18 protein-coding genes and 1 pseudogene are annotated in these 19,097 nt (G+C 71.1%); 12 read left to right on the top strand and 7 right to left on the bottom strand.

Annotated features, from left to right (window positions below; all coding sequences use genetic code 11):
• Positions 1 to 8 precede the first annotated feature (8 nt).
• The 4 genes from sdhD to M3666_RS13885 all read left to right on the top strand — a co-directional run bounded on the left by sdhD (position 9) and on the right by M3666_RS13885 (position 3,828).
• Positions 9 to 455, top strand: a complete 447-nt coding sequence (gene sdhD, locus M3666_RS13900; protein WP_251155528.1) for a succinate dehydrogenase, hydrophobic membrane anchor protein — start codon at positions 9 to 11, stop codon at positions 453 to 455.
• 91 nt (positions 456 to 546) lie between these two features.
• Positions 547 to 2,340: a succinate dehydrogenase flavoprotein subunit gene (sdhA, locus tag M3666_RS13895; protein WP_066655109.1), complete on the top strand. Its 1,794-nt coding sequence runs from the start codon at positions 547 to 549 to the stop codon at positions 2,338 to 2,340.
• The gene (locus tag M3666_RS13890) at positions 2,340 to 3,113 is read left to right on the top strand and encodes a succinate dehydrogenase iron-sulfur subunit (RefSeq protein ID WP_066655113.1); all 774 of its coding nucleotides are present in this window, start codon (positions 2,340 to 2,342) and stop codon (positions 3,111 to 3,113) included. Before sdhA ends, M3666_RS13890 begins: the two co-directional genes overlap by 1 nt.
• 70 nt (positions 3,114 to 3,183) lie before the next feature.
• Complete coding sequence (locus tag M3666_RS13885) at positions 3,184 to 3,828, top strand: glycohydrolase toxin TNT-related protein (RefSeq protein WP_251155527.1); 645 nt, start codon at positions 3,184 to 3,186, stop codon at positions 3,826 to 3,828.
• 75 nt (positions 3,829 to 3,903) lie between these two features.
• Here M3666_RS13885 and M3666_RS13880 read toward each other — a convergent pair whose 3' ends face one another.
• From M3666_RS13880 to ptsP, 7 genes are all read right to left on the bottom strand, one after another.
• Positions 3,904 to 4,593, bottom strand: coding sequence for a DUF805 domain-containing protein (locus M3666_RS13880; RefSeq protein WP_251155526.1), 690 nt, complete (start codon positions 4,591 to 4,593; stop codon positions 3,904 to 3,906).
• Positions 4,590 to 5,204 (bottom strand): DUF805 domain-containing protein, encoded by a 615-nt coding sequence (locus M3666_RS13875; RefSeq protein WP_081984944.1) that lies wholly within the window; start codon positions 5,202 to 5,204, stop codon positions 4,590 to 4,592. Before M3666_RS13875 ends, M3666_RS13880 begins: the two co-directional genes overlap by 4 nt.
• 64 nt (positions 5,205 to 5,268) lie before the next feature.
• A complete protein-coding gene (locus tag M3666_RS13870) occupies positions 5,269 to 6,201 on the bottom strand; it encodes an NADP-dependent oxidoreductase (protein ID WP_251155525.1) in 933 nt (310 codons plus the stop codon).
• A gap of 219 nt (positions 6,202 to 6,420) precedes the next feature.
• A complete protein-coding gene (locus tag M3666_RS13865; RefSeq protein WP_251155524.1) occupies positions 6,421 to 7,575 on the bottom strand; it encodes a mannitol-1-phosphate 5-dehydrogenase in 1,155 nt (384 codons plus the stop codon).
• Positions 7,572 to 8,009 carry a PTS sugar transporter subunit IIA gene (locus tag M3666_RS13860; protein ID WP_022907882.1) on the bottom strand — a complete coding sequence of 146 codons (438 nt, stop codon included), beginning with the start codon at positions 8,007 to 8,009 and terminating at the stop codon, positions 7,572 to 7,574. The genes M3666_RS13865 and M3666_RS13860 overlap by 4 nt, the downstream gene beginning before the upstream one ends.
• A 75-nt stretch (positions 8,010 to 8,084) precedes the next feature.
• On the bottom strand, positions 8,085 to 9,641 hold the full coding sequence (locus M3666_RS13855; RefSeq protein WP_251155523.1) for a PTS mannitol transporter subunit IICB: 1,557 nt from the start codon (positions 9,639 to 9,641) through the stop codon (positions 8,085 to 8,087).
• 119 nt (positions 9,642 to 9,760) lie between these two features.
• The gene (gene ptsP, locus M3666_RS13850) at positions 9,761 to 11,416 is read right to left on the bottom strand and encodes a phosphoenolpyruvate--protein phosphotransferase (protein ID WP_251155522.1); all 1,656 of its coding nucleotides are present in this window, start codon (positions 11,414 to 11,416) and stop codon (positions 9,761 to 9,763) included.
• A gap of 261 nt (positions 11,417 to 11,677) precedes the next feature.
• On the opposite strand from ptsP, the gene M3666_RS13845 reads away from it, so the two are divergent.
• From M3666_RS13845 to M3666_RS13810, 8 genes and pseudogenes are all read left to right on the top strand, one after another.
• On the top strand, positions 11,678 to 12,448 hold the full coding sequence (locus M3666_RS13845) for a DeoR/GlpR family DNA-binding transcription regulator (protein ID WP_058728882.1): 771 nt from the start codon (positions 11,678 to 11,680) through the stop codon (positions 12,446 to 12,448).
• Positions 12,449 to 12,523: 75 nt separating this feature from the next.
• Entirely contained in the window at positions 12,524 to 12,796 is a 273-nt protein-coding gene (locus M3666_RS13840; protein ID WP_066655121.1) for an HPr family phosphocarrier protein, read from the top strand.
• A gap of 139 nt (positions 12,797 to 12,935) precedes the next feature.
• Positions 12,936 to 13,778, top strand: coding sequence for an exodeoxyribonuclease III (locus tag M3666_RS13835; protein WP_209685117.1), 843 nt, complete (start codon positions 12,936 to 12,938; stop codon positions 13,776 to 13,778).
• Positions 13,779 to 13,812: 34 nt separating this feature from the next.
• On the top strand, positions 13,813 to 14,823 hold the full coding sequence (trpS, locus tag M3666_RS13830; RefSeq protein ID WP_251155521.1) for a tryptophan--tRNA ligase: 1,011 nt from the start codon (positions 13,813 to 13,815) through the stop codon (positions 14,821 to 14,823).
• 11 nt (positions 14,824 to 14,834) lie between these two features.
• Positions 14,835 to 15,431 (top strand): GNAT family N-acetyltransferase, encoded by a 597-nt coding sequence (locus tag M3666_RS13825; protein WP_251155520.1) that lies wholly within the window; start codon positions 14,835 to 14,837, stop codon positions 15,429 to 15,431.
• Between the two features lie 12 nt (positions 15,432 to 15,443).
• Positions 15,444 to 16,565 (top strand): bifunctional diaminohydroxyphosphoribosylaminopyrimidine deaminase/5-amino-6-(5-phosphoribosylamino)uracil reductase RibD, encoded by a 1,122-nt coding sequence (ribD, locus tag M3666_RS13820; protein ID WP_081984948.1) that lies wholly within the window; start codon positions 15,444 to 15,446, stop codon positions 16,563 to 16,565.
• A 29-nt stretch (positions 16,566 to 16,594) separates the two neighbouring features.
• Positions 16,595 to 17,218 (top strand): annotated as a pseudogene (ribA, locus tag M3666_RS13815) (GTP cyclohydrolase II); the annotation flags it as partial.
• A 268-nt stretch (positions 17,219 to 17,486) separates the two neighbouring features.
• On the top strand, positions 17,487 to 18,908 hold the full coding sequence (locus M3666_RS13810) for an MFS transporter (protein WP_251155519.1): 1,422 nt from the start codon (positions 17,487 to 17,489) through the stop codon (positions 18,906 to 18,908).
• The last annotated feature ends 189 nt before the right edge of the window (positions 18,909 to 19,097 follow it).

Raw genomic sequence — 19,097 nt, 5'->3', positions numbered from 1 at the left:
CCACGGACATGACCACGCAGATCGTCGCGCCGCCTCGTTCGGCCGCAGCAGCCCGCCGCACCACCAACTGGGAGAAGTGGGGGTGGATCTACATGCGCGCCTCGGGCGTCCTGCTCGTCGTGCTGATCTTCGGCCACCTCTTCGTCAACATGGTCGCCGGCGAAGGCGTCAAGCAGATCGACTTCGCCTTCGTCGCCGGCAAGTGGGCGAACCCCTTCTGGCAGGTCTGGGACTCCCTGATGCTCGTCCTCGCCCTCGTGCACGGCTCGAACGGCATGCGGACGATCATCAACGACTACGTCGCGAAGCCCGGCATCCGGAAGACCCTGCTGCTCGCGGTGCTCATCGCGTGCGTCGCGCTGGTCGTGCTCGGCCTGCTCGTCTGCTGGACGTTCGACCCGTGCCCGGCCGGCGCCGCCGCTGCCGACCTGCCGTCGTTCTGCCCCGCGCAGTAGCAGCACGGCTCGGCCACGAGCACCGCGCCGTAGACCCACGCGAACGCCGCGACCACCCCGCCGGCGCGCTGACCCACCCCGAAAGGCCCCAGTGAGCGAGACCACCGTCCACCACCACCAGCACGACATCGTCATCATCGGCGCGGGCGGTGCCGGCATGCGTGCCGCCATCGAAGCCGGCCCGAAGGCGAAGACGGCCGTCATCTCGAAGCTCTACCCGACGCGCTCGCACACCGGTGCGGCCCAGGGCGGCATGGCTGCGGCCCTGGCCAACGTCGAGGAGGACTCGTGGGAGTGGCACACCTTCGACACGATCAAGGGCGGTGACTACCTGGTCGACCAGGACGCCGCCGAGATCCTGGCGAAGGAGGCGATCGACGCCGTCATCGACCTCGAGAACATGGGCCTGCCGTTCAACCGCACGCCCGAGGGCAAGATCGACCAGCGGCGCTTCGGCGGGCACACGCGTGACCACGGCAAGGCCCCCGTCCGCCGGGCCTGCTACGCGGCCGACCGCACGGGCCACATGATCCTGCAGACGCTGTTCCAGAACTGCGTGAAGCTCGGCGTCGAGTTCCACAACGAGTTCTACGCGCTGGACCTCGTCATGGTCGACGTCGTCGGCGACGACGGGGTCACCCGTCAGCAGCCTGCCGGCGTCGTCGCGTTCGAGCTCGCGACCGGTGAACTGCACGTCTTCCACGCCAAGGCCGTGATCTTCGCGACCGGCGGCTTCGGCAAGATGTACAAGACGACCTCGAACGCCCACACCCTGACCGGTGACGGCGTCGGCATCGTCTGGCGCCAGGGTCTGCCGCTCGAGGACATGGAGTTCTTCCAGTTCCACCCGACCGGCCTCGCCGGCCTCGGCATCCTGCTCACCGAGGGTGCCCGCGGCGAGGGCGCGATCCTCCGCAACGCCTCGGGCGAGCGCTTCATGGAGCGGTACGCCCCGACCATCAAGGACCTCGCGCCCCGCGACATCGTCGCCCGGTGCATGGTGCAGGAGGTCGCCGAGGGGCGCGGTGCCGGTCCGAACAAGGACTACGTCCTCCTCGACTGCACCCACCTCGGTGCCGAGGTGCTCGAGACGAAGCTGCCGGACATCACCGAGTTCGCCCGCACCTACCTCGGTGTCGACCCGGTCGTCGAGCCGGTACCGGTCATGCCGACCGCGCACTACGCGATGGGCGGCATCCCGACGAACACCAACGCCGAGGTGCTCTACGACAACACCACGGTCGTGCCCGGCCTGTACGCCGCCGGCGAGTGCGCCTGCGTGTCCGTGCACGGCTCGAACCGCCTCGGCACCAACTCGCTGCTCGACATCAACGTCTTCGGCAAGCGCTCGGGCAACAACGCGGCCGAGTGGGTGCAGACCGCCGAGTTCCTCCCCCTGCCCGAGGACCCGGCCGCCGGCGTCCGCGGGATGCTCGATCAGCTCCGCGCCTCGACCGGGACCGAGCGCATCGCCGTCCTCCGCAAGGAGCTGCAGGACGAGATGGACAAGAACGCGCAGGTGTTCCGCACCGACGAGTCGCTCGGCAAGATGACCGAGACGATCCACCAGCTCCGCGAGCGGTACCTGAACATCGCCGTGCAGGACAAGGGCAAGCGCTTCAACACCGACCTGCTCGAAGCCGTCGAACTCGGGTTCCTGCTCGACCTGGCCGAGGTGGTCGTGTTCTCCGCGCGGAACCGCAAGGAGAGCCGCGGCGGCCACATGCGCGACGACTACCCGAAGCGCGACGACGAGAACTACATGCAGCACACCATGGCGTACCTGACGGGCGACCCGCACTCGTCACTCGCCGACGACCACATCACACTCGACTGGAAGCCCGTCGTCGTGACGCGGTACGAGCCGATGGAGAGGAAGTACTGATGACCGACACCCTGGTCTCCGACAGCCCGCGCACCGACACCGTGCAGAGCGCTCCTCCCGGATCGTTCCCCGTCACGATCATCGTCCGCCGGTTCGACCCGGACGTCGACGACGAGCCGCGCTGGCAGGACTTCGACGTGATGATGCTGCCGACGGACCGCATCCTCGACGCCCTGCACCAGATCAAGTGGGAGCAGGACGGCTCGCTCACGTTCCGTCGGTCCTGCGCGCACGGCGTGTGCGGCTCGGACGCGATGCGCATCAACGGGCGCAACCGGCTCGCGTGCAAGACCCTGATCAAGGACCTCGACGTGTCGAAGCCGATCTACGTCGAGGCGATCAAGGGCCTGCCCCTCGAGAAGGACCTGGTCGTGGACATGGAGCCGTTCTTCCAGTCCTACCGCGAGGTCCAGCCGTTCCTGCAGGCCTCGAGCAAGCCGGAGAAGGGCAAGGAGCGCGTGCAGTCCGTCGCCGACCGCGCCCGGTTCGACGACACCACGAAGTGTATCCTCTGCGCCGCGTGCACCTCGTCGTGCCCCGTGTTCTGGACCGACGGGCAGTACTTCGGCCCGGCGGCGATCGTCAACGCACACCGCTTCATCTTCGACTCGCGCGACGACTCGGCGAACGTGCGCCTCGACATCCTCAACGACAAGGAGGGCGTGTGGCGGTGCCGCACCACCTTCAACTGCACCGACGCCTGCCCGCGCGGCATCCAGGTGACCAAGGCGATCTCCGAGGTCAAGCAGGCGATCATGCGCGGCGGCGTGTGAGACGTCGACCCACCGGGGGGACGGCGGTGTCTCGGCGAACGGCATGGAAGCGGCCGGTAGGCTCGCGCCCATGACGTTCGCGGAGACCCGCCCCATCCTGGACCAGCTCGGCTACACGATCCGCTACGTGCAGCTCCCCGGTGAGACGCTCGGCGAGCCCCCGGTCGAGGGTGCACTCCGGGTCGTCCCGGCCGAGGCGCACGGCGACTTCGCGCTCGAGGTCGTCGACTACGGCACCGCTCGCCGACTCGCCACCGCGCGTGGTGAGGACGACGCCGTCGAGATGCTCCGCCGCTTCCTGAACCGCGCCTTCCCGGCACCGCGGGACATCCCCCGGCACGAGGTCGACGGGCTGCGTGACCGTGCTGCGTCGACGTACCCGCAGCTCGCGCAGCAGGTCGGCCAGGCCGGTCCGCAGGGGCTCACCATCCAGATCCCGGCCGGCGTCCCCGTCGACCGCGTCGGCGGCCCCGACGGCTACCTGCTGCACCCACTCGACACCCCGCTCCCCCAGCGGTCACTGCCGCCGCACGTCGCGGCGGCACCCGAGGTGCACCGCTACGTCGTCGACCGGCCCTTCATGGTCACGGTCACGTTCGTGCAGCCCTGGTTCGACCAGCCGGGAGGCGCGCTCCGGTTCGCGACGGCCGACCCGTCCGTCACGGTGCGCGACCTCGTCGTGGACGGTTCGCTGGTCCGTCTCCGGGTGGTCTGAGCCTCCGCCCATCTCCCTGACCTGACGAAGCGGCCCACCCCTGCCGGGGTGGGCCGCTTCGTCGTGTCCGGGTGCTCAGACCTGCGGGCCGGGTGCCTCCGGTCGGTCGTACTGCGCCCCGGCGGGGCTCGACTCCAGGCACCCGAAGACGATGCCGGCGACCCCAGCCGCGAAGGAGACCAGCCAGAAGGGGCCGGCGAGACCGGCGTCGTGCACGCGGCGCCAGCCGAGCGCGAGGGACGGGACGAACGTCGCGAGTCCCCACAGCCCGAGCAGCCCGGCGAACAGGAGCGCGACCGCCGGGAAGCCGCCGGTCGAGGTCGTGGTGCCGTACTCGTCCGTCGTGGTGGCCCCGGCCGCCCAGACGAGGATCGAGGCGATGTACGCGCTGAACAGGACCGTCACCACGATCGCGTTCGCCAGGTACCACCACCAGAACTCACTGCGGCTCGCGCGCCCGTCGAACCGGGCGTACTTCTTCCAGAACCGGACGAAGGCGTCGAGGAACCCGGCGCCGTACCAGGGCGCCCAGAGCGGCGGGGCGCCGCTGGCGTCCGTCGGGATCGGCGCCTGCTGCTGGTACTGCGGGTACGGCTGGCCGTACGGCTGGTGCTGCTGGGGGTAGAGCTGGCCGTACGGCTGCTGCTGGCCGTACGGCTGCTGCTGGCCGTACGGCTGCTGCTGGCCGTACGGCTGCTGCTGCTGAGGCGGCTGCTGCGGCTGCGGCTGCTCAGGGTTCCGGTCGTGCTGCTCGCCGTTGGTCATCGCGATCCCTCCGGTCGGTCGAAGCGGGCGCCTGCGGGCTTGGAGTCGAGCAGGGTGAAGACGAGGAGCGCGATCCCGCCGAAGAACGGGACCAGGCCGAGGAAGAAGAACGGGCCCGCCAGGTTCGCGTCGTGCAGGCGTCGCCACGCCAGGGCGATCGAGGGCAGGACGATCACGAGCATCCACAGGGACCCCACGTACCCCATGATGAAGAACAGCGCGGACGGCTCGCTGACGACCGTCTCGACCCCGGACGGCGTCACGTACGTCTCACGGCCGGACTGCGCGAAGCCGATGCCCCAGATCGCGCCCAGCACGACGGAGATCGCGACGTTCCAGAGGTACACCCACCAGAACTCGCTGCGGCTCGCGCGCCCGTCGAAGCGGACGTACTTCCTCCAGTAGCGCGCGTACGCCTGGACGAAGCCGATGCCGTACCAGGGTGCCCAGAGCGGAGGGCGCCCGTCCGGTCCCACCGGCGCCGAACGCTCGAACAGCGCCTGGCCCTGCGGTCGGAACTGCGGCGGCTGGTCGTACTGCGTCTGCTGGTACTGCGGTGCCGACGGTGGGCCCGTCGGTCCCGGTCGATCGGACGGTCGTTGGTCGCTCACGTGATCCCCCTCGTGGTGTTCGGTCGTGCGACGTACCCGTCGAGTCAACCAGAACCGAGTGCGCTCACGGGATCAGTGCGAGCTTGCCGCCCGGGTGCTGCGACTCGAGCACCTCGGCGGCGTCCTTCGCGTCGGCGAGCGGGAACGTGCGCGCCACGGGCACCTCGAGCTCCCCCGCCGCGGCGAGGTCGACCAGCCGCTGCCGCACGGAGTCCCGGAAGGCCTGGCTCTCCGGCTGCGCACCGCCCACCGCGGGGAAGCCGTCCTGCTGCGCGCGGCCGAAGGCCGCGATGGTCACGATACGGGAGCGGTCGGCGACGAGTGCCAGCGACACGTCGACCGCCTCGTCCGTCCCGACGCAGTCCAGCGCCACGTCGACACCGGAGGGTGCGAGGTCCCGGACGCGCGCCTCCAGGCCGTCACCGTACGCGACCCACTCACCCCCGAAGCGGCGGACGGTCTCGGCGTTGCGTTCCGAGGCGGTGCCGATGACGCGTGTGCCGAGCTGGCGGAGGAGCTGCAGGACGGCGACCCCGACCGCACCGGAGGCGCCGTGCACCAGGACCGTGTCGCGCCCCTCGGCACGGGTGACCCGGATCATGTCGGCGGCGGTGGTCCCGGCGAGCAGCAGGTTCGCGGCCTGCGGGTGGTCGAGCGACGCGGGCTTGGCGAAGACGTCCGCGGCCGGGACGGTGATGCGCTCGGCCCAGCCGCCCTCGACCCGGAAGGCGAGGACCTCGTCGCCGACCGCTCCCCCGCCCGAGGCGATCTCGGTGCCGGGGCCGACCGCGCTGATCACGCCGGACACCTCGTACCCGACCGCGATCGGCAGGTCGGACCGGTCGCCCTGCCGGGTGTGCTTCGTGTCGGCGGGGTTCATGCCGGCGGCACGGACGTCGATCGTGACCTCGCCGGTGCCGGGGGCGGGCACCTCGACGTCGACGTACTCGAGGACCTCGCTGCCGCCGAACTCGGGGGCGACCCAGTGCTTCGTCATGGGGTGGACGCTACGCTCCGGGACCGGCCTGCCCTCAGGTCCGGGCGGCGCCGCAGCGGACGGCGGCGTCTCGTCGAGATGCCGCCGGGTCGGCGAGACACCGTCGGATCCGGCGGCGTCTCGCGGGCAGCGCGGCGTCTCGCGGGCGGCGCGGTACCCGGACGCACGGGAGGCGCGGTGCCGGCCGGCACCGCGCCTCCAGAGCGTCGTGTCGTCGCGTCAGCCGCGCGCCGACCGCACCCGGTCGGTGAACGCCGCGTGCAACGGGTGCTGCGCGTCGAGGCCGGTGATCTCCGTCGCCACGTCGGCGTCCGAGCGGTCCGAACGCAGCAGCTGCTGCAGCTCGACGCTCTGCTCGTCGTCGGCGACGTCGAAGCGCAGCGCGGCGCCCATCGCGTCGAGCAGCGCGGTCGGCTCGGTACCGTCCTCGGCGAGGGCGGCCGCGGGCGAGACGAAGCGCTCGTCACGCGACAGCTTGCGGAGCGGCTGCCGACCGACGCGGGTGACCGTGTCGGGCAGGTGCGGGTTCTCGAAGCGGCCGATGATCGCCTGCACGTACGAGCGGTGCACCTCGGGGTCCAGCTCGTGACGACGCACCAGCAGGTCGCTCGTCTCGGCGAGCACCGACTCGAGCTCCGACCGCACGGCCGGGATCGCGATCGCGTCCGAGATCTTGTCGGCGCCGGCGAGGAAGCCGTGGTACGCGACCGTGGCGTGTCCGGTGTTCACCGTGAAGAGCTTGCGCTCGATCGACGCGGCGAGCCCGTCGACGTAGTGCGCACCGGGGATCTCCGGCTCGTGCCCGCCGAAGGGCGTGCGGTCGATGGCCCACTCGAAGTACGTCTCGACCGTGACGTCGAGGCCGGCGCCCTCGGGCTGGGCCGGGACGATCCGGTCGACGGCGGTGTTCGCGAACACGGCCTTGGCCAGGGCCTCGTCGCGCGACTCGGCCGGGAGCGCCTCGACGATGAACTCGCGCAGGCGGTCGGTCGCGTTGATCGCGTTCTCGCACGCCATGACGGCGAGGGGCGCGGCACCCGCGTCGCGCTGCTGGAGCGCCTTCGCGATGACCGGGGCGATGAACTTCAGGACGGTCGGCCCGACGGCGCAGGTCACGATGTCGGCGGCGGCGACCTCGGCGACCACGCCGGCCTCGTCCTGCGCGCTGTTCACGGCACGGAAGCCGGTGACCTCGTGGTCCTGTGCGCCCTGGCCGACCTCGTGCACGGTGTACGAGTCGGCGGCGGCGAGGGCGTCGATGAGCGGCGCGGCGACGTCCGCGAAGACGACCTCGTAGCCAGCTTCGTGGAGCAGGAGCCCGACGAAGCCGCGCCCGATGTTGCCGGCGCCGAAGTGGACGGCGGTCCCGGTCACTCGTTGACCTCACCGAGGATCGACAGGATCGCGGCGGTGTCCGGCGCGTCGGTGAGCTTCTGGACCTCGTCCTCGTCCGAGAACACGATCGCGATCTTCGACAGGATGTCGAGGTGCTCGTTGTTCACGCCGGCGATGCCGACGACGAAGCGCACGGGGTTGCCGTCCCAGTCGATCGGGGTGGCGTAGCGGATGAACGACAGGGCCGAGGACTTGATGGCGTCCTTGGCGTCGTTCGTGCCGTGCGGGATGGCGAGGAAGTTCCCCATGTACGTCGAGACGCTCTTCTCACGCTCGAGCATCGCCGGGTAGTAGTCCGCCGTGACCGCGCCCGCAGCCTCGAGGATCTCGGCCGCCTCCTTCATCGCCTCCGACTTGGTCGGGGCGGTGTCCTCGGTGTGGATGCGGATCTGGCTCTCCTGCAGGACGGGCATCGGGGTTCTCCTTGTTCTCGACGGACGTGGTGGAGGGGACGGGTTCGCACCCGTCCCCTCCGATACTGCACTTCGTTACTGGTTCTTGAGCTGGTCGACGACCTGGTCGTACTGCGGCGCGTTCATGAAGTTGCCGACCGACACGTGCTGTGCGTTCGGGTTCTTCTGCTTCGCACGGTCGGTCAGTTCCTCCTGCGTGATGATCAGGTCCTCGGTGCCGTCGAGGTTCGCGATCGCCTTGTTGACGACCGTGACGTCCTCGATGCCCGCCTTCTTGACCTTGTTGCGCAGGACGCTGGCGCCCATGGCGCTCGAGCCCATGCCCGCATCGCAGGCGAACACGACGCTCTCGACCCGGGTCGCCGTCGCGGTGGACGCCGAACCGACGCCACCGAGCGCGGCCTCGGCCTCCTCGTCGTTGGCCGGCGCGTTGTTGCCGAGCAGGCCCGAGGTCGCGGCGTTGACGTCGCGGCCCTTGTTGGCCTGGAGCTTCGCCATCGCGGCGCTCATGTCGCCACCGTTGTTCGCCAGGTCACGCTTGCGGCTGGCGAGCAGGAAGAACGAGGCCACCGCGAACGAGACCGCCGCGGACAGGATCACCGAGAGGATGACGCCGACGTAGCTGTCCTTCGCCGTGGCCGTGAGGACGGCGATGATCGAACCGGGCGAAGCCGGGGCGACCAGGCCGGACTGGAACGCGACGTTGGTCGCGACACCGGTCGCACCGCCGAGGATGACGGCGAGGAACAGGACCGGCTTCTGCAGCACGTACGGGAAGTAGATCTCGTGGATGCCGCCGAAGAACTGGATGAGGATCGCACCGGGAGCGGTCGAGCGGGCGATGCCGACACCGAAGAAGGTGAAGGCGAGCAGGATGCCGAGACCCGGGCCGGGGTTCGCCTCGAGCAGGAACAGGATGCTCTTGCCCGACTCCTGGACCTGCTGCGCACCGAGCTGGTCGAGCACGCCGTGGTTGATCGCGTTGTTGAGGAAGAAGACCTTGGCGGGCTCGATGATGACGCTGGCGAGCGGCAGGAGCGAGCTGTCGACCAGGAACTTCACCGCGGCACCGAGGCCCTCGGCGATGAGCTTGAACAGCGGCGCGAGCCAGAAGAAGCCGACGAGCGCGAGCACGAAGCCGAGGATGCCGGCCGCGTAGTTGTTCACGAGCATCTCGAAGCCGGGCTTGATCTTGCCGTCCCAGATCTTGTCGATCTGCTTGATGAGCCACGCGCCGAGCGGGCCGCAGATCATCGCGCCGAGGATCATGATCGTGCCGTTGGCGCCGATGATGACACCCATCGCCATGATCGAGCCGACGACGGCGCCGCGGGTCTCGTAGATCATCCGGCCGCCCTGGAAGGCGATCGCGAGCGGGATGAGGTAGGTCAGGATCGGGCCGACGAGACCGATGTTGGCCACGCCGTCGGTCTCACCGAAACCGCCGAGGACGCCCACGGGCGTCCACCCGGTCTCGATGAAGAAGGCGGTGATGAGGCCCCACGCGATGAAGATCGCGATGTTCGGCATCACCATGCCGGAGAGGAACGTGCCGAACTTCTGGACGGCGACGCGTGCGCCGCCCCGCGACTTCGCGGGTGCGTCGGGCGCTGCAACGGACGACGTTGTCATGTGCCTGGCTTTCTGTGATGGGTGCTGCTGCGGTGTGAAGGGGTGCTGGGTGGTGCTGGTGCTGCGGTGGTGCTGGTGCTGCGGTGGTGCGGGTGCTGCGTGGGGTGGAGCTGGTCGGGTCAGACGGCGTGCGCGGCAGCCGCGGCGGACTTGGCCGCCGCCGCGGTGCTCGCGGCGAGTGCCGCCTTCGCCATCTCGCGGGCCTGCTCGAGCGAGTGCTTGCCGAGTTCGGCGCGCACGTCGGCCAGGGCCGCGGGGGTCATGGACAGGGTGGTGGCGCCGAGGCCGACGAGCACGACGGCGAGCAGCGGGTCGGCCGCGGCCTCGCCGCAGATGCCCACGGCCTTGCCCGCGTCGGCGCCGGCCGCACCGAGCTGTGCGACGAGGCGCAGCACGGCGGGGTGCCACGGGTCCTGGTAGGACGCGACGGTGCCGAGCATGCGGTCGGCGGCCATCGTGTACTGGGTCAGGTCGTTCGTGCCGATCGACACGAAGTCGGCGTTCGTGAAGACCTGCTCGGCCATGAGTGCGAGCGAGGGCACCTCGGCCATGACACCGGCGGTGCGGATGCCGAGCTCGCGGGCCAGGTCGACGAAGTACTCGGTCTCCTCGGCGTCGGCGACCATCGGTGCCATCACCCAGAGGTCGGCCTCGGTCGCCGCGTCGGCCTGGGCGAGCGCGGTGAGCTGGTCGCGGAGGACCTCCTCGTGGTTCCGCAGCGCGCGCAGTCCGCGACGGCCGAGCGCCGGGTTCTCCTCGTCCTTGTCGGTGAGGAAGGGCAGCGGCTTGTCCGCGCCGGCGTCGAGCGCGCGGACGACGACCTTCTTGCCGGGGAACGCCTCGAGCAGCTGGCGGTAGGACTCGGTCTGCTGCTCGACGGTCGGTGCCTTCGGCGAGTCGAGGAAGAGGAACTCGGTGCGGAAGAGCCCCACGCCCTCCGCACCGAGAGCAACGGCGCCGGCGGCGTCGGCGGGGCTGCCGAGGTTCGCGAGCAGCGGGACGGTGTGGCCGTCGGCGAGTGCACCGGCGGTCAGCGGTGCGGCGGCGGCGGCGAGGCGGTCCGCGATGCGCTGGTCGACGTCGGCCACGAGCTCGGTGGACGGGTCGGTGACGACGGTGCCGGCCGCGGCGTCCACGACGACGTGGGTGCCGTCGGACAGGTCGTCGGCGCCGGTGACGCCGACGATCGCGGTGATGCCCTTGGCACGGGCGAGGATCGCGGTGTGGGAGGTCGGGCCGCCGTCACGGGTGACGAGGGCGAGCACCTTGTCGAGGTCGAGCAGCGCGGTGTCGGCCGGCGCCAGGTCACGGGCGACGAGGACGAAGGGGGTGTCCGACTCGGGGACGCCCGGGGCGGGGACACCGCGGAGCTTCGCGATGATGCGCTGCGCCACGTCGTCGAGGTCGGCCGCGCGCTCCCCCATGTAGCCGCCCATGCTGACGAGGAGGTCACGGAACTGGCCGAACGCCTCGAACACCGCACGCTCGGCGTTGGTGCCGCCGTCGATGCGGGCGTGCACGTCGTCGAGGAGCGTCGGGTCCTGCGCCATGAGCGCCTGCGCCTCGAGCACGGCCTGGGCGTCGCCGCCGGCGAGCTGTCCGCGCTTGTTGAGGTCCTCGGCCACGGCCGCGAGCGCCTCGGCGACGGCGTGCTTCGCGTCGTCCGCCGTGCCGGCCAGCGCGTCCTTCGAGGGTTCGCCGAGCGGGTCCGCCATGCGGAGCACGGGGCCGTGGGCGACGCCACGGCCGACGCCGGTGCCGAGCAGTTCGGACATTCGAGACTCCTTCATCTCCACGCGCTCACGGTGGGGGTGGTTCGTTCGGTGCGCAGCGACACGAACGGACCACGCCCGTGCGGCTTGGCAGCACACTACCCCGATCCGCGTTGACAAACAAACACATCCGGGGATAAAAATGCAGAAACAGATGCCCGTTTGCGTCTGGCGGACGAAGCGATCCGGACGGATCCGGCGCCGATCTGCCCGAGCATGCCCGTTCTGTTCCGAGCAGGCCGATCGACCGAGACGACGAGGTCCATGTACGCACCAGAGCGCCACCAGCGCATCGTCGAACGCGCCAGGTCGCAGGGACGGGTCGACGTGAAGGACCTCGCCGAGCTGCTCGAGGTCACGCCCGAGACCATCCGTCGTGACCTCACCAGCCTGGAGCGCCGTGGGCTCGTCCGTCGTGCACACGGTGGCGCGATCCCCGTCGAGCGGATCACCCTGCACCCGGGCGTCGGCGACCGCGGCGGCATCAACCAGGCCGAGAAGATGGTCATCGCCGAGGCGGCCCTCGCCGAGCTGCCGGAGAACGGCTCGGTGATGATCGACGCCGGGACCTCGACGATCTGCCTGGCCGAGATGCTTCCCACCGACCGCGGGCTCACCGTCGTGACCCACTCGCTGCCGGTCGCCATGGCCGTCGCGAACCGGTCCGGCATCGACCTGCACCTGCTCGGTGGCAACATCCGCAGCGACTCGCTCGCCGGCGTCGGCACGTGGACGCACCAGCTCATCGGCATGGTCAGCGTCGACGTCGCCTTCATCAGCATCAACGGCATCACGCCCGAGCGCGGGCTGACGACCCACAACATGGCCGAGGCCGCCGTGAAGAGCGCGATGATCAAGTCCGCCCGCCGGAGCATCCTGCTCGCGGACCACACCAAGTTCGGCCGCGAGGAGTTCGGTCGCGTCGCGCCGCTCGCCGCGATCGACACGATCATCACCGACCCCGGCGTGAACGCCGACCTCGTGCGCGAGGTCGAGGCCGCCGGCACCGAGGTCCTCTGGCCCGGTCGCGACTGACCGGCGCCGGTCCCCGGGACCGCCCACCACGCGCTCGCTAGCATGAGCGCACCACCCGTCGACAGGAGTCCATCGATGTCCGAAGCCACCCGCACCGTCACCGTCGCCAGCGCGTCCGGCCTGCACGCCCGCCCCGCGTCCCTCTTCGTCCAGACCGTCACCGCGTCCGGTCACCAGGTGACGATCGCCAAGGGCGACAAGTCCGGCAACGCGGGCAGCATCCTCGCGCTCCTCGGCCTGGGCATCGAGAACGGCGACGAGGTCACCCTCACGGTGACCGGCGACGACGCCGAGACGACGGCCGACAGCCTGGTCGAGTTCCTGCAGACGGACCACGACGCGGCCTGAGCAGGTCGGTCGCGCGACGCGACCACGTGACGGTCGGGAGGCACGGTGCCAGCTGGCACCGTGCCTCCCGTCCGTCTGTCGCGACCCACGGCGACGGGCTGCGACGGAGCCGTCGGCCCGCGTCGGTAGGGTGGTCGGCATGACACGCCTGCGCCTCGCATCCGTCAACGTGAACGGCGTCCGCGCCGCGTTCCGGAAGGGCATGGGCGACTGGCTCGCCACCCGCGACGTCGACGTGCTCGCCCTGCAGGAGGTCCGTGCCTCGACCGACGACCTGGCGGGGCTGCTCGGCGACGAGTGGGACATCGTGCACGACCCCGCGACGGCGAAGGGCCGCGCGGGGGTGGCGATCGCCTCGCGGCACCGGGCGCACGTCCACCGCGTCGAGCTCGGGCCGTCCGACTTCGACTCCGCCGGGCGCTGGATCGAGGCCGACTACGAGCTCGACGGCACCACGGTCACGGTGGTGTCCTGCTACGTCCACTCGGGCGAGGTCGACACCCCCAAGCAGGACGAGAAGTGGAAGTTCCTCGACGGGATGACCGAGCGGCTCCCCGCGCTGCGCGAGCACAACCCGCTCGCGGTCGTCGTCGGCGACCTCAACGTCGGGCACGACCAGCGCGACATCAAGAACTGGAAGGGCAACGTCAAGCGCGCCGGCTTCCTGCCGCGGGAGCGCGCCTACTTCTCGCGGTTCTTCGGCGCCGAGGGCGAGCAGGTCGAGGGCGCCGACGGGTCCACCGCGCCGGGTCTCGGTTGGGTCGACGTCGGCCGTGAGCAGGCCGGCGACGTCGACGGTCCCTACACGTGGTGGTCGTGGCGCGGGCAGGCGTTCGACAACGACTCCGGATGGCGCATCGACTACCAGGTGGCCACCCCCGACCTCGCCGCGAAGGTCACGAGCTCCACGGTCGACCGCGCTGCGGCCTACGACCAGCGATGGTCCGACCACGCCCCCGTGGTCGTCGACTACGAGCTCTGATCCCTTCCCCTCCACGCAGTACAGGAACACCCTCATGACCAAGACGCGCATCTTCTCGGGCATCCAGCCGTCGGCCGGATCCCTCCACCTCGGCAACTACGTCGGGGCACTCATGCAGTGGCGCGACCTGCAGGACGACCACGACGCCATCTACTGCGTGGTCGACATGCACGCGATCACCTCCCCGCAGGACCCCGCGGAGCTCCGTGCGAGCACCCGGGCGACCGCGGCGCAGTACATCGCCTCCGGCATCGACCCGACGAAGTCGACCCTGTTCGTGCAGTCGCACGTGCCGGCGCACGCCGAACTCGCCTGGGTGCTGAACACCCTGACGGGGTTCGGCGAGGCGAGCCGGATGACCCAGTTCAAGGACAAGTCGGCACGGCAGGGCACCGAAGCGGCCTCGGTCGGGCTCTTCACGTACCCGATCCTCATGGCGGCGGACATCCTGCTCTACGACACCGCCGTCGTGCCGGTCGGCGACGACCAGCGGCAGCACGTCGAGCTGACGCGGGACCTGGCGACCCGGTTCAACTCCCGCTTCGGCGACACCTTCGTCGTCCCGAAGGCGCAGATCGGCACCGAGACCGCACGCATCTACGACCTGCAGGACCCGACGAGCAAGATGAGCAAGTCCGCCGCGTCGGACAACGGCCTCATCCGCCTGCTCGACGACCCGAAGCGCACCGCGAAGAAGATCCGCTCCGCCGTCACCGACACCGAGCGCGAGATCCGGGCGGACCGCCAGGAGAAGCCCGGCGTGACCAATCTGCTCGCGATCCTGTCGGCGTTCACGCGGACCCCGGTCGCGTCGCTCGAGGAACAGTTCGTCGGCAAGGGCTACGGCGACCTCAAGGGTGCCGTGGCCGACGCCGTCGTCGCCGAGCTCGAGCCCGTGCGCGCCCGGACGCTCGAACTGCTCGACGACCCTGCGGAGCTCGACCGGCTGCTCGCCGTCGGCGCCGAGCGTGCCGAGTCCATCGCGCAGGCCACGCTCGCCCGCGTGTACGACCGCATCGGCTTCGTGCGCCGCTCGCGCGGCTGACGATGCTCCCCGTGACGCTGTCGTCGGACCGGGTGCACCTCACGGTGCCGACCCGGTCCGACACCGCAGCCATCACGCGGGGCTGCCAGGACCCGTCGGTCGTGCGGTGGACGACCGTCCCGACGCCGTACACGGACCGCGACGCGCAGACCTTCGTCGACGCGCTGGTCGGTCCGGGGTGGGCGTCCGACCGCGAGTACACCTGGGGCATCCGGCGCCCGGGGTCGACGTGGCTCGAGGGTGTGGTGTCGTTCCGCACCGAGCACCGCGACCTCGGCTTCTGGCTCGCACCGACGGCCCGTGGCGAGGGGCTGATGCACGCGGCGGTGGAGCTCGTCGTCGCGTGGGCGTTCTCCCAGGGGGCGCCCGACGTGTACTGGGAGTGCTACGAGGGCAACGTCGGCTCCGCCTCGGTGGCCCGCGCCGGCGGCTTCTCGTTCACCGGCACCGGGACCGCCCGGATCCCGGACCGGGACGGCGGGCCGACGACCGCGTGGACCGGCCTCCGTCGCGCGGACGGCGTCCCTGCGTCCGACCTGCCCTGGCCCGCGGCGTCGTTCGCTGACAGGGGACAGCAAGGTGACGCGTCATCGACGCCTCGTCGGTAGTGTCGGAGCGTGATGTCGCCGTCCGACCCGCGCGCCCGCCCCGAGGAACTCCGGGCGATGCGCCGCGCCCTCGAGCTCGCCGCGCTCGGACCGGTCGTCGGTGACCACGCCCGCGTCGGTGCCGTGCTCCTCTCCCCCGCCGGGGACGTCCTCGCCGAGGGCTGGCACAAGGGCGCGGGGACCCCGCACGCCGAGGTCGACGCGATGGCGAAGGTGCCCGCCGAACAGCTGCGGGGCGCCACCGCCGTCGTGACGCTCGAGCCGTGCAACCACGTCGGTCGCACCGGCCCCTGCGCGCTCGCCCTGATCGAGGCCGGCGTCGGCCGCGTCGTCTACGCCGTCGACGACCCGGGTGAGCAGGCGAGCGGCGGGGCCGAGCGACTGCGGACGTCCGGCGTCGAGGTCGTCAGCGGCGTCCTCGCCGACGAGGCCGAGGCGTTCCTCGAGCGCTGGCTGCTGTCCGTCCGCACCGGGCGCCCGTGGGTGACCGTGAAGTGGGCGTCGAGCCTCGACGGTCGCGCGGCCGCCGCCGACGGCACGAGCAAGTGGATCACCGGCGCGGCAGCCCGACAGCACGTGCACGAGCAGCGTGCCGCCCACGACGCGATCCTGGTCGGCACCGGCACCGTGCTCGCCGACGACCCGAGCCTCACCGCACGCGGCGACGCCGGCGAACTGCTCGCCGACCAGCCGCTCCCCGTCGTCGTCGGCGACCGCCCGGTACCCGACGACGCGGCCGTCCGACGCCACCCACGCGGCCTGCTCGCCCTGCCGGGGCACGACCTCGCCGCCGCGCTGCGCACCCTGCGTGACCACGGCGTGCACAGCGTCCTCGTCGAGGGCGGTCCCACCGTGGCCTCGGCGCTCGTCGCCGCGGGCCTCGTCGACGAGCTGCTCGTGTACCTCGCGCCCGTGCTGCTCGGTGGCCCGCGCGTCGCGATCGGTGACGTCGGCGTGGGAAGCATCGGCGACCGCCACCCGTTGGACATCACATCGACCACCAGCCTGGGACCCGACCTCCTGGTCCGCGCTCGACCCCACCGCGCCCGGACCGCCCGTGCCGACGACGCGACGTCGACGGCCGCGACGACCAGGACCGCCGACCAGGCACAGAACGACCGGAGCACCCCATGACCGACGCCCTCACCTCCCCCACCCCGGGCAGCCCGGTGCAGTTCGAGGTCGCGACCACCGTCCCGACCACCCACGGCACGTTCGAGATGCGGGCCTACCGCGACCTCGTCACGAGCGCCGAGCACGTCGCGATCATCGCCGCGCTGCCCGACGGATCGGCCCCCGGGGACGACGCCCTGGTCCGCGTGCACTCGGAGTGCCTGACCGGCGAGGCGTTCGGGTCGCTGAAGTGCGAGTGCGGGCCGCAGCTCGACGCCGCGCTCGACACCATCGCCACCGAGGGCGGGGTCGTGATCTACCTGCGCGGGCAGGAGGGACGCGGCATCGGGCTGATCAACAAGCTCAAGGCCTACCGCCTGCAGGAGGACGGTCTCGACACGCTCGACGCGAACCTCGCGCTCGGACTGCCGGCCGACTCCCGCGAGTACGGCGGCGCGGCGGGCATCCTCACCGACCTCGGCATCGCCCGCGTCCGACTGCTCTCGAACAACCCCGAGAAGCGTCGGCAGCTCGAGGAGCACGGCATCGCGGTGTCGTCGCTGGTCCCGCTCGTGGTCGGCGTCGTCGCGCAGAACGCCGGGTACCTCGACACCAAGCGCGACCGCATGGGCCACCAGCTTCCCGCGCACCTGGAGACCGGCGCGACCAGCTGACGGGGATGGCCGGCTGACGGCGGTGGCCGGCTGACGGCGGTGGCGGCGGCTGACGGACGCTCCGCGACGCGCGGACGCTGCCACGGGCCTCCCGGCCGATTTCCAGCTGCGCGACGGGTGTCGTAAGGTGAGGGTTCCGTCACGAGCGGTCCACCACCCACCGAACGCACCCGGTCCGAGCCCGCGCCACCCCGCGCGACCGACCGGTGTCCGCAGCCTCGGTACACCGCCGCGCTCCTCGTGAGTGCTCCCCTCGGAGTCCCCGTACATGACCGCCGCCCCGGCACCCGCCGCCACGACCGACACGAAGGCCACCGGCAACCCGCGCTCCCGCGTGATCATCGCCAGCCTCGTCGGAACCTCCATCGAGTTCTACGACTTCTACGTCTACGCGACCGCCGCCGTCCTCGTCTTCCCCACGCTGTTCTTCCCCAACGAGGACCCGACGGCCTCGCAGCTGTCGTCCTTCGTCACGTTCGCCCTGGCGTTCTTCGCCCGCCCGGTGGGGTCGATCGTCTTCGGCCACTTCGGCGACCGTGTCGGTCGCAAGGCCACCCTCGTCGCGTCGCTGCTCGTGATGGGGACCGCCACGTTCCTGATCGGCTGCCTGCCGACCTTCGCGTCGATCGGCATCTGGGCACCGGTCCTGCTCGCCGTGATGCGCTTCGCCCAGGGCGTCGGGCTCGGCGGCGAGTGGTCCGGCGCGGCGCTGCTCGCGACCGAGAACGCGCCGAAGGGCAAGCGCGGTGTGTTCGGGTCGATGCCGCAGCTCGGCGCCCCGATCGGCTTCCTGCTCGCGAACGGCCTGTTCATCGCGATCAACGCCGCGATGCCCGCCGGTGCGGACGGCACCCCGAACGCCGACTTCCAGGCGTGGGGCTGGCGCATCCCGTTCCTGCTCTCGACCGTCCTCGTGATCGTCGGCCTCTACGTCCGGTTCAAGCTCGTCGAGTCCACGGTGTTCCGCGGCGTGCAGGAGTCCGGCTCGGTCGCCAAGGTGCCGCTCGGACGGGTGTTCCGCACCTCGTGGAAGGCCCTGATCGTCGGCACCTTCGGCATGGTCGCGACCTACGTGCTCTTCTACTTCATGACGACGTTCACGCTGTCCTACGGCACCACCGCCGCCGAGGCCGGCCCGCTGGTGCCGAAGGTCGGCCTCGGGTACAGCCGGGGCGAGTTCCTCACGCTGCTCATGATCGGCGTCGTGTTCTTCGGCGTCTTCACCCCGATCGCCGGGTGGCTCGCCGACAGGTACGGCCGCCGACGCACGCTGATCCCCACCACGATCGGCATCGCCCTGTTCGGCCTGACGTTCCAGTTCTGGTTCGCCGCGTCGACCGGGCCGATCACCGTCGTCACGTTCCTGGTCGTGGGGCTCTCGCTCATGGGCCTGACGTTCGGTCCGATGGGGGCCCTGCTGCCGGAGCTCTTCCCGACGAACGTCCGCTACACCGGGTCGGCGATCGCCTACAACGTGGCGTCGATCCTCGGGGCGTCGCTCGCACCGACGATCGCCCTGGCGCTGTGGCAGCCGGACGGCACGATCGTCTGGGTCGGGCTCTACCTGACGCTCGCCGCCGTGGTGACCGTGGTCGCGCTCTTCTTCGTCCGTGAGACGAAGGGTGCGGGGCTCGACGAGGCCGACGCCGCCGGCTCGCCGGACGCTGCTCCGGCAGACGTGCGGGCGTGACCGGCGCGTCCTGACGCGACCACCCGACGGACGGGAGGCGCGGTGCCGGTCCGGCACCCCGCCTCCCGTCCGTCACCCGGTCGCGTCGGGCGGGACTGCCGGACCCGGCCCGACGGGCACCGGCAGGGCCTGTCTGCGCGCGGCGAGCTGCTGGCAGGATCGAGCGCGTGAAGACACAGGAGTTGCCAC

Source organism: Curtobacterium sp. ODYSSEY 48 V2 (genome assembly GCF_023712625.1).
GTDB lineage: Bacteria > Actinomycetota > Actinomycetes > Actinomycetales > Microbacteriaceae > Curtobacterium.
The sequence above is the reverse complement of the archived record's forward strand: the minus strand, read 5'-3'. Positions and strand labels throughout refer to the sequence as shown.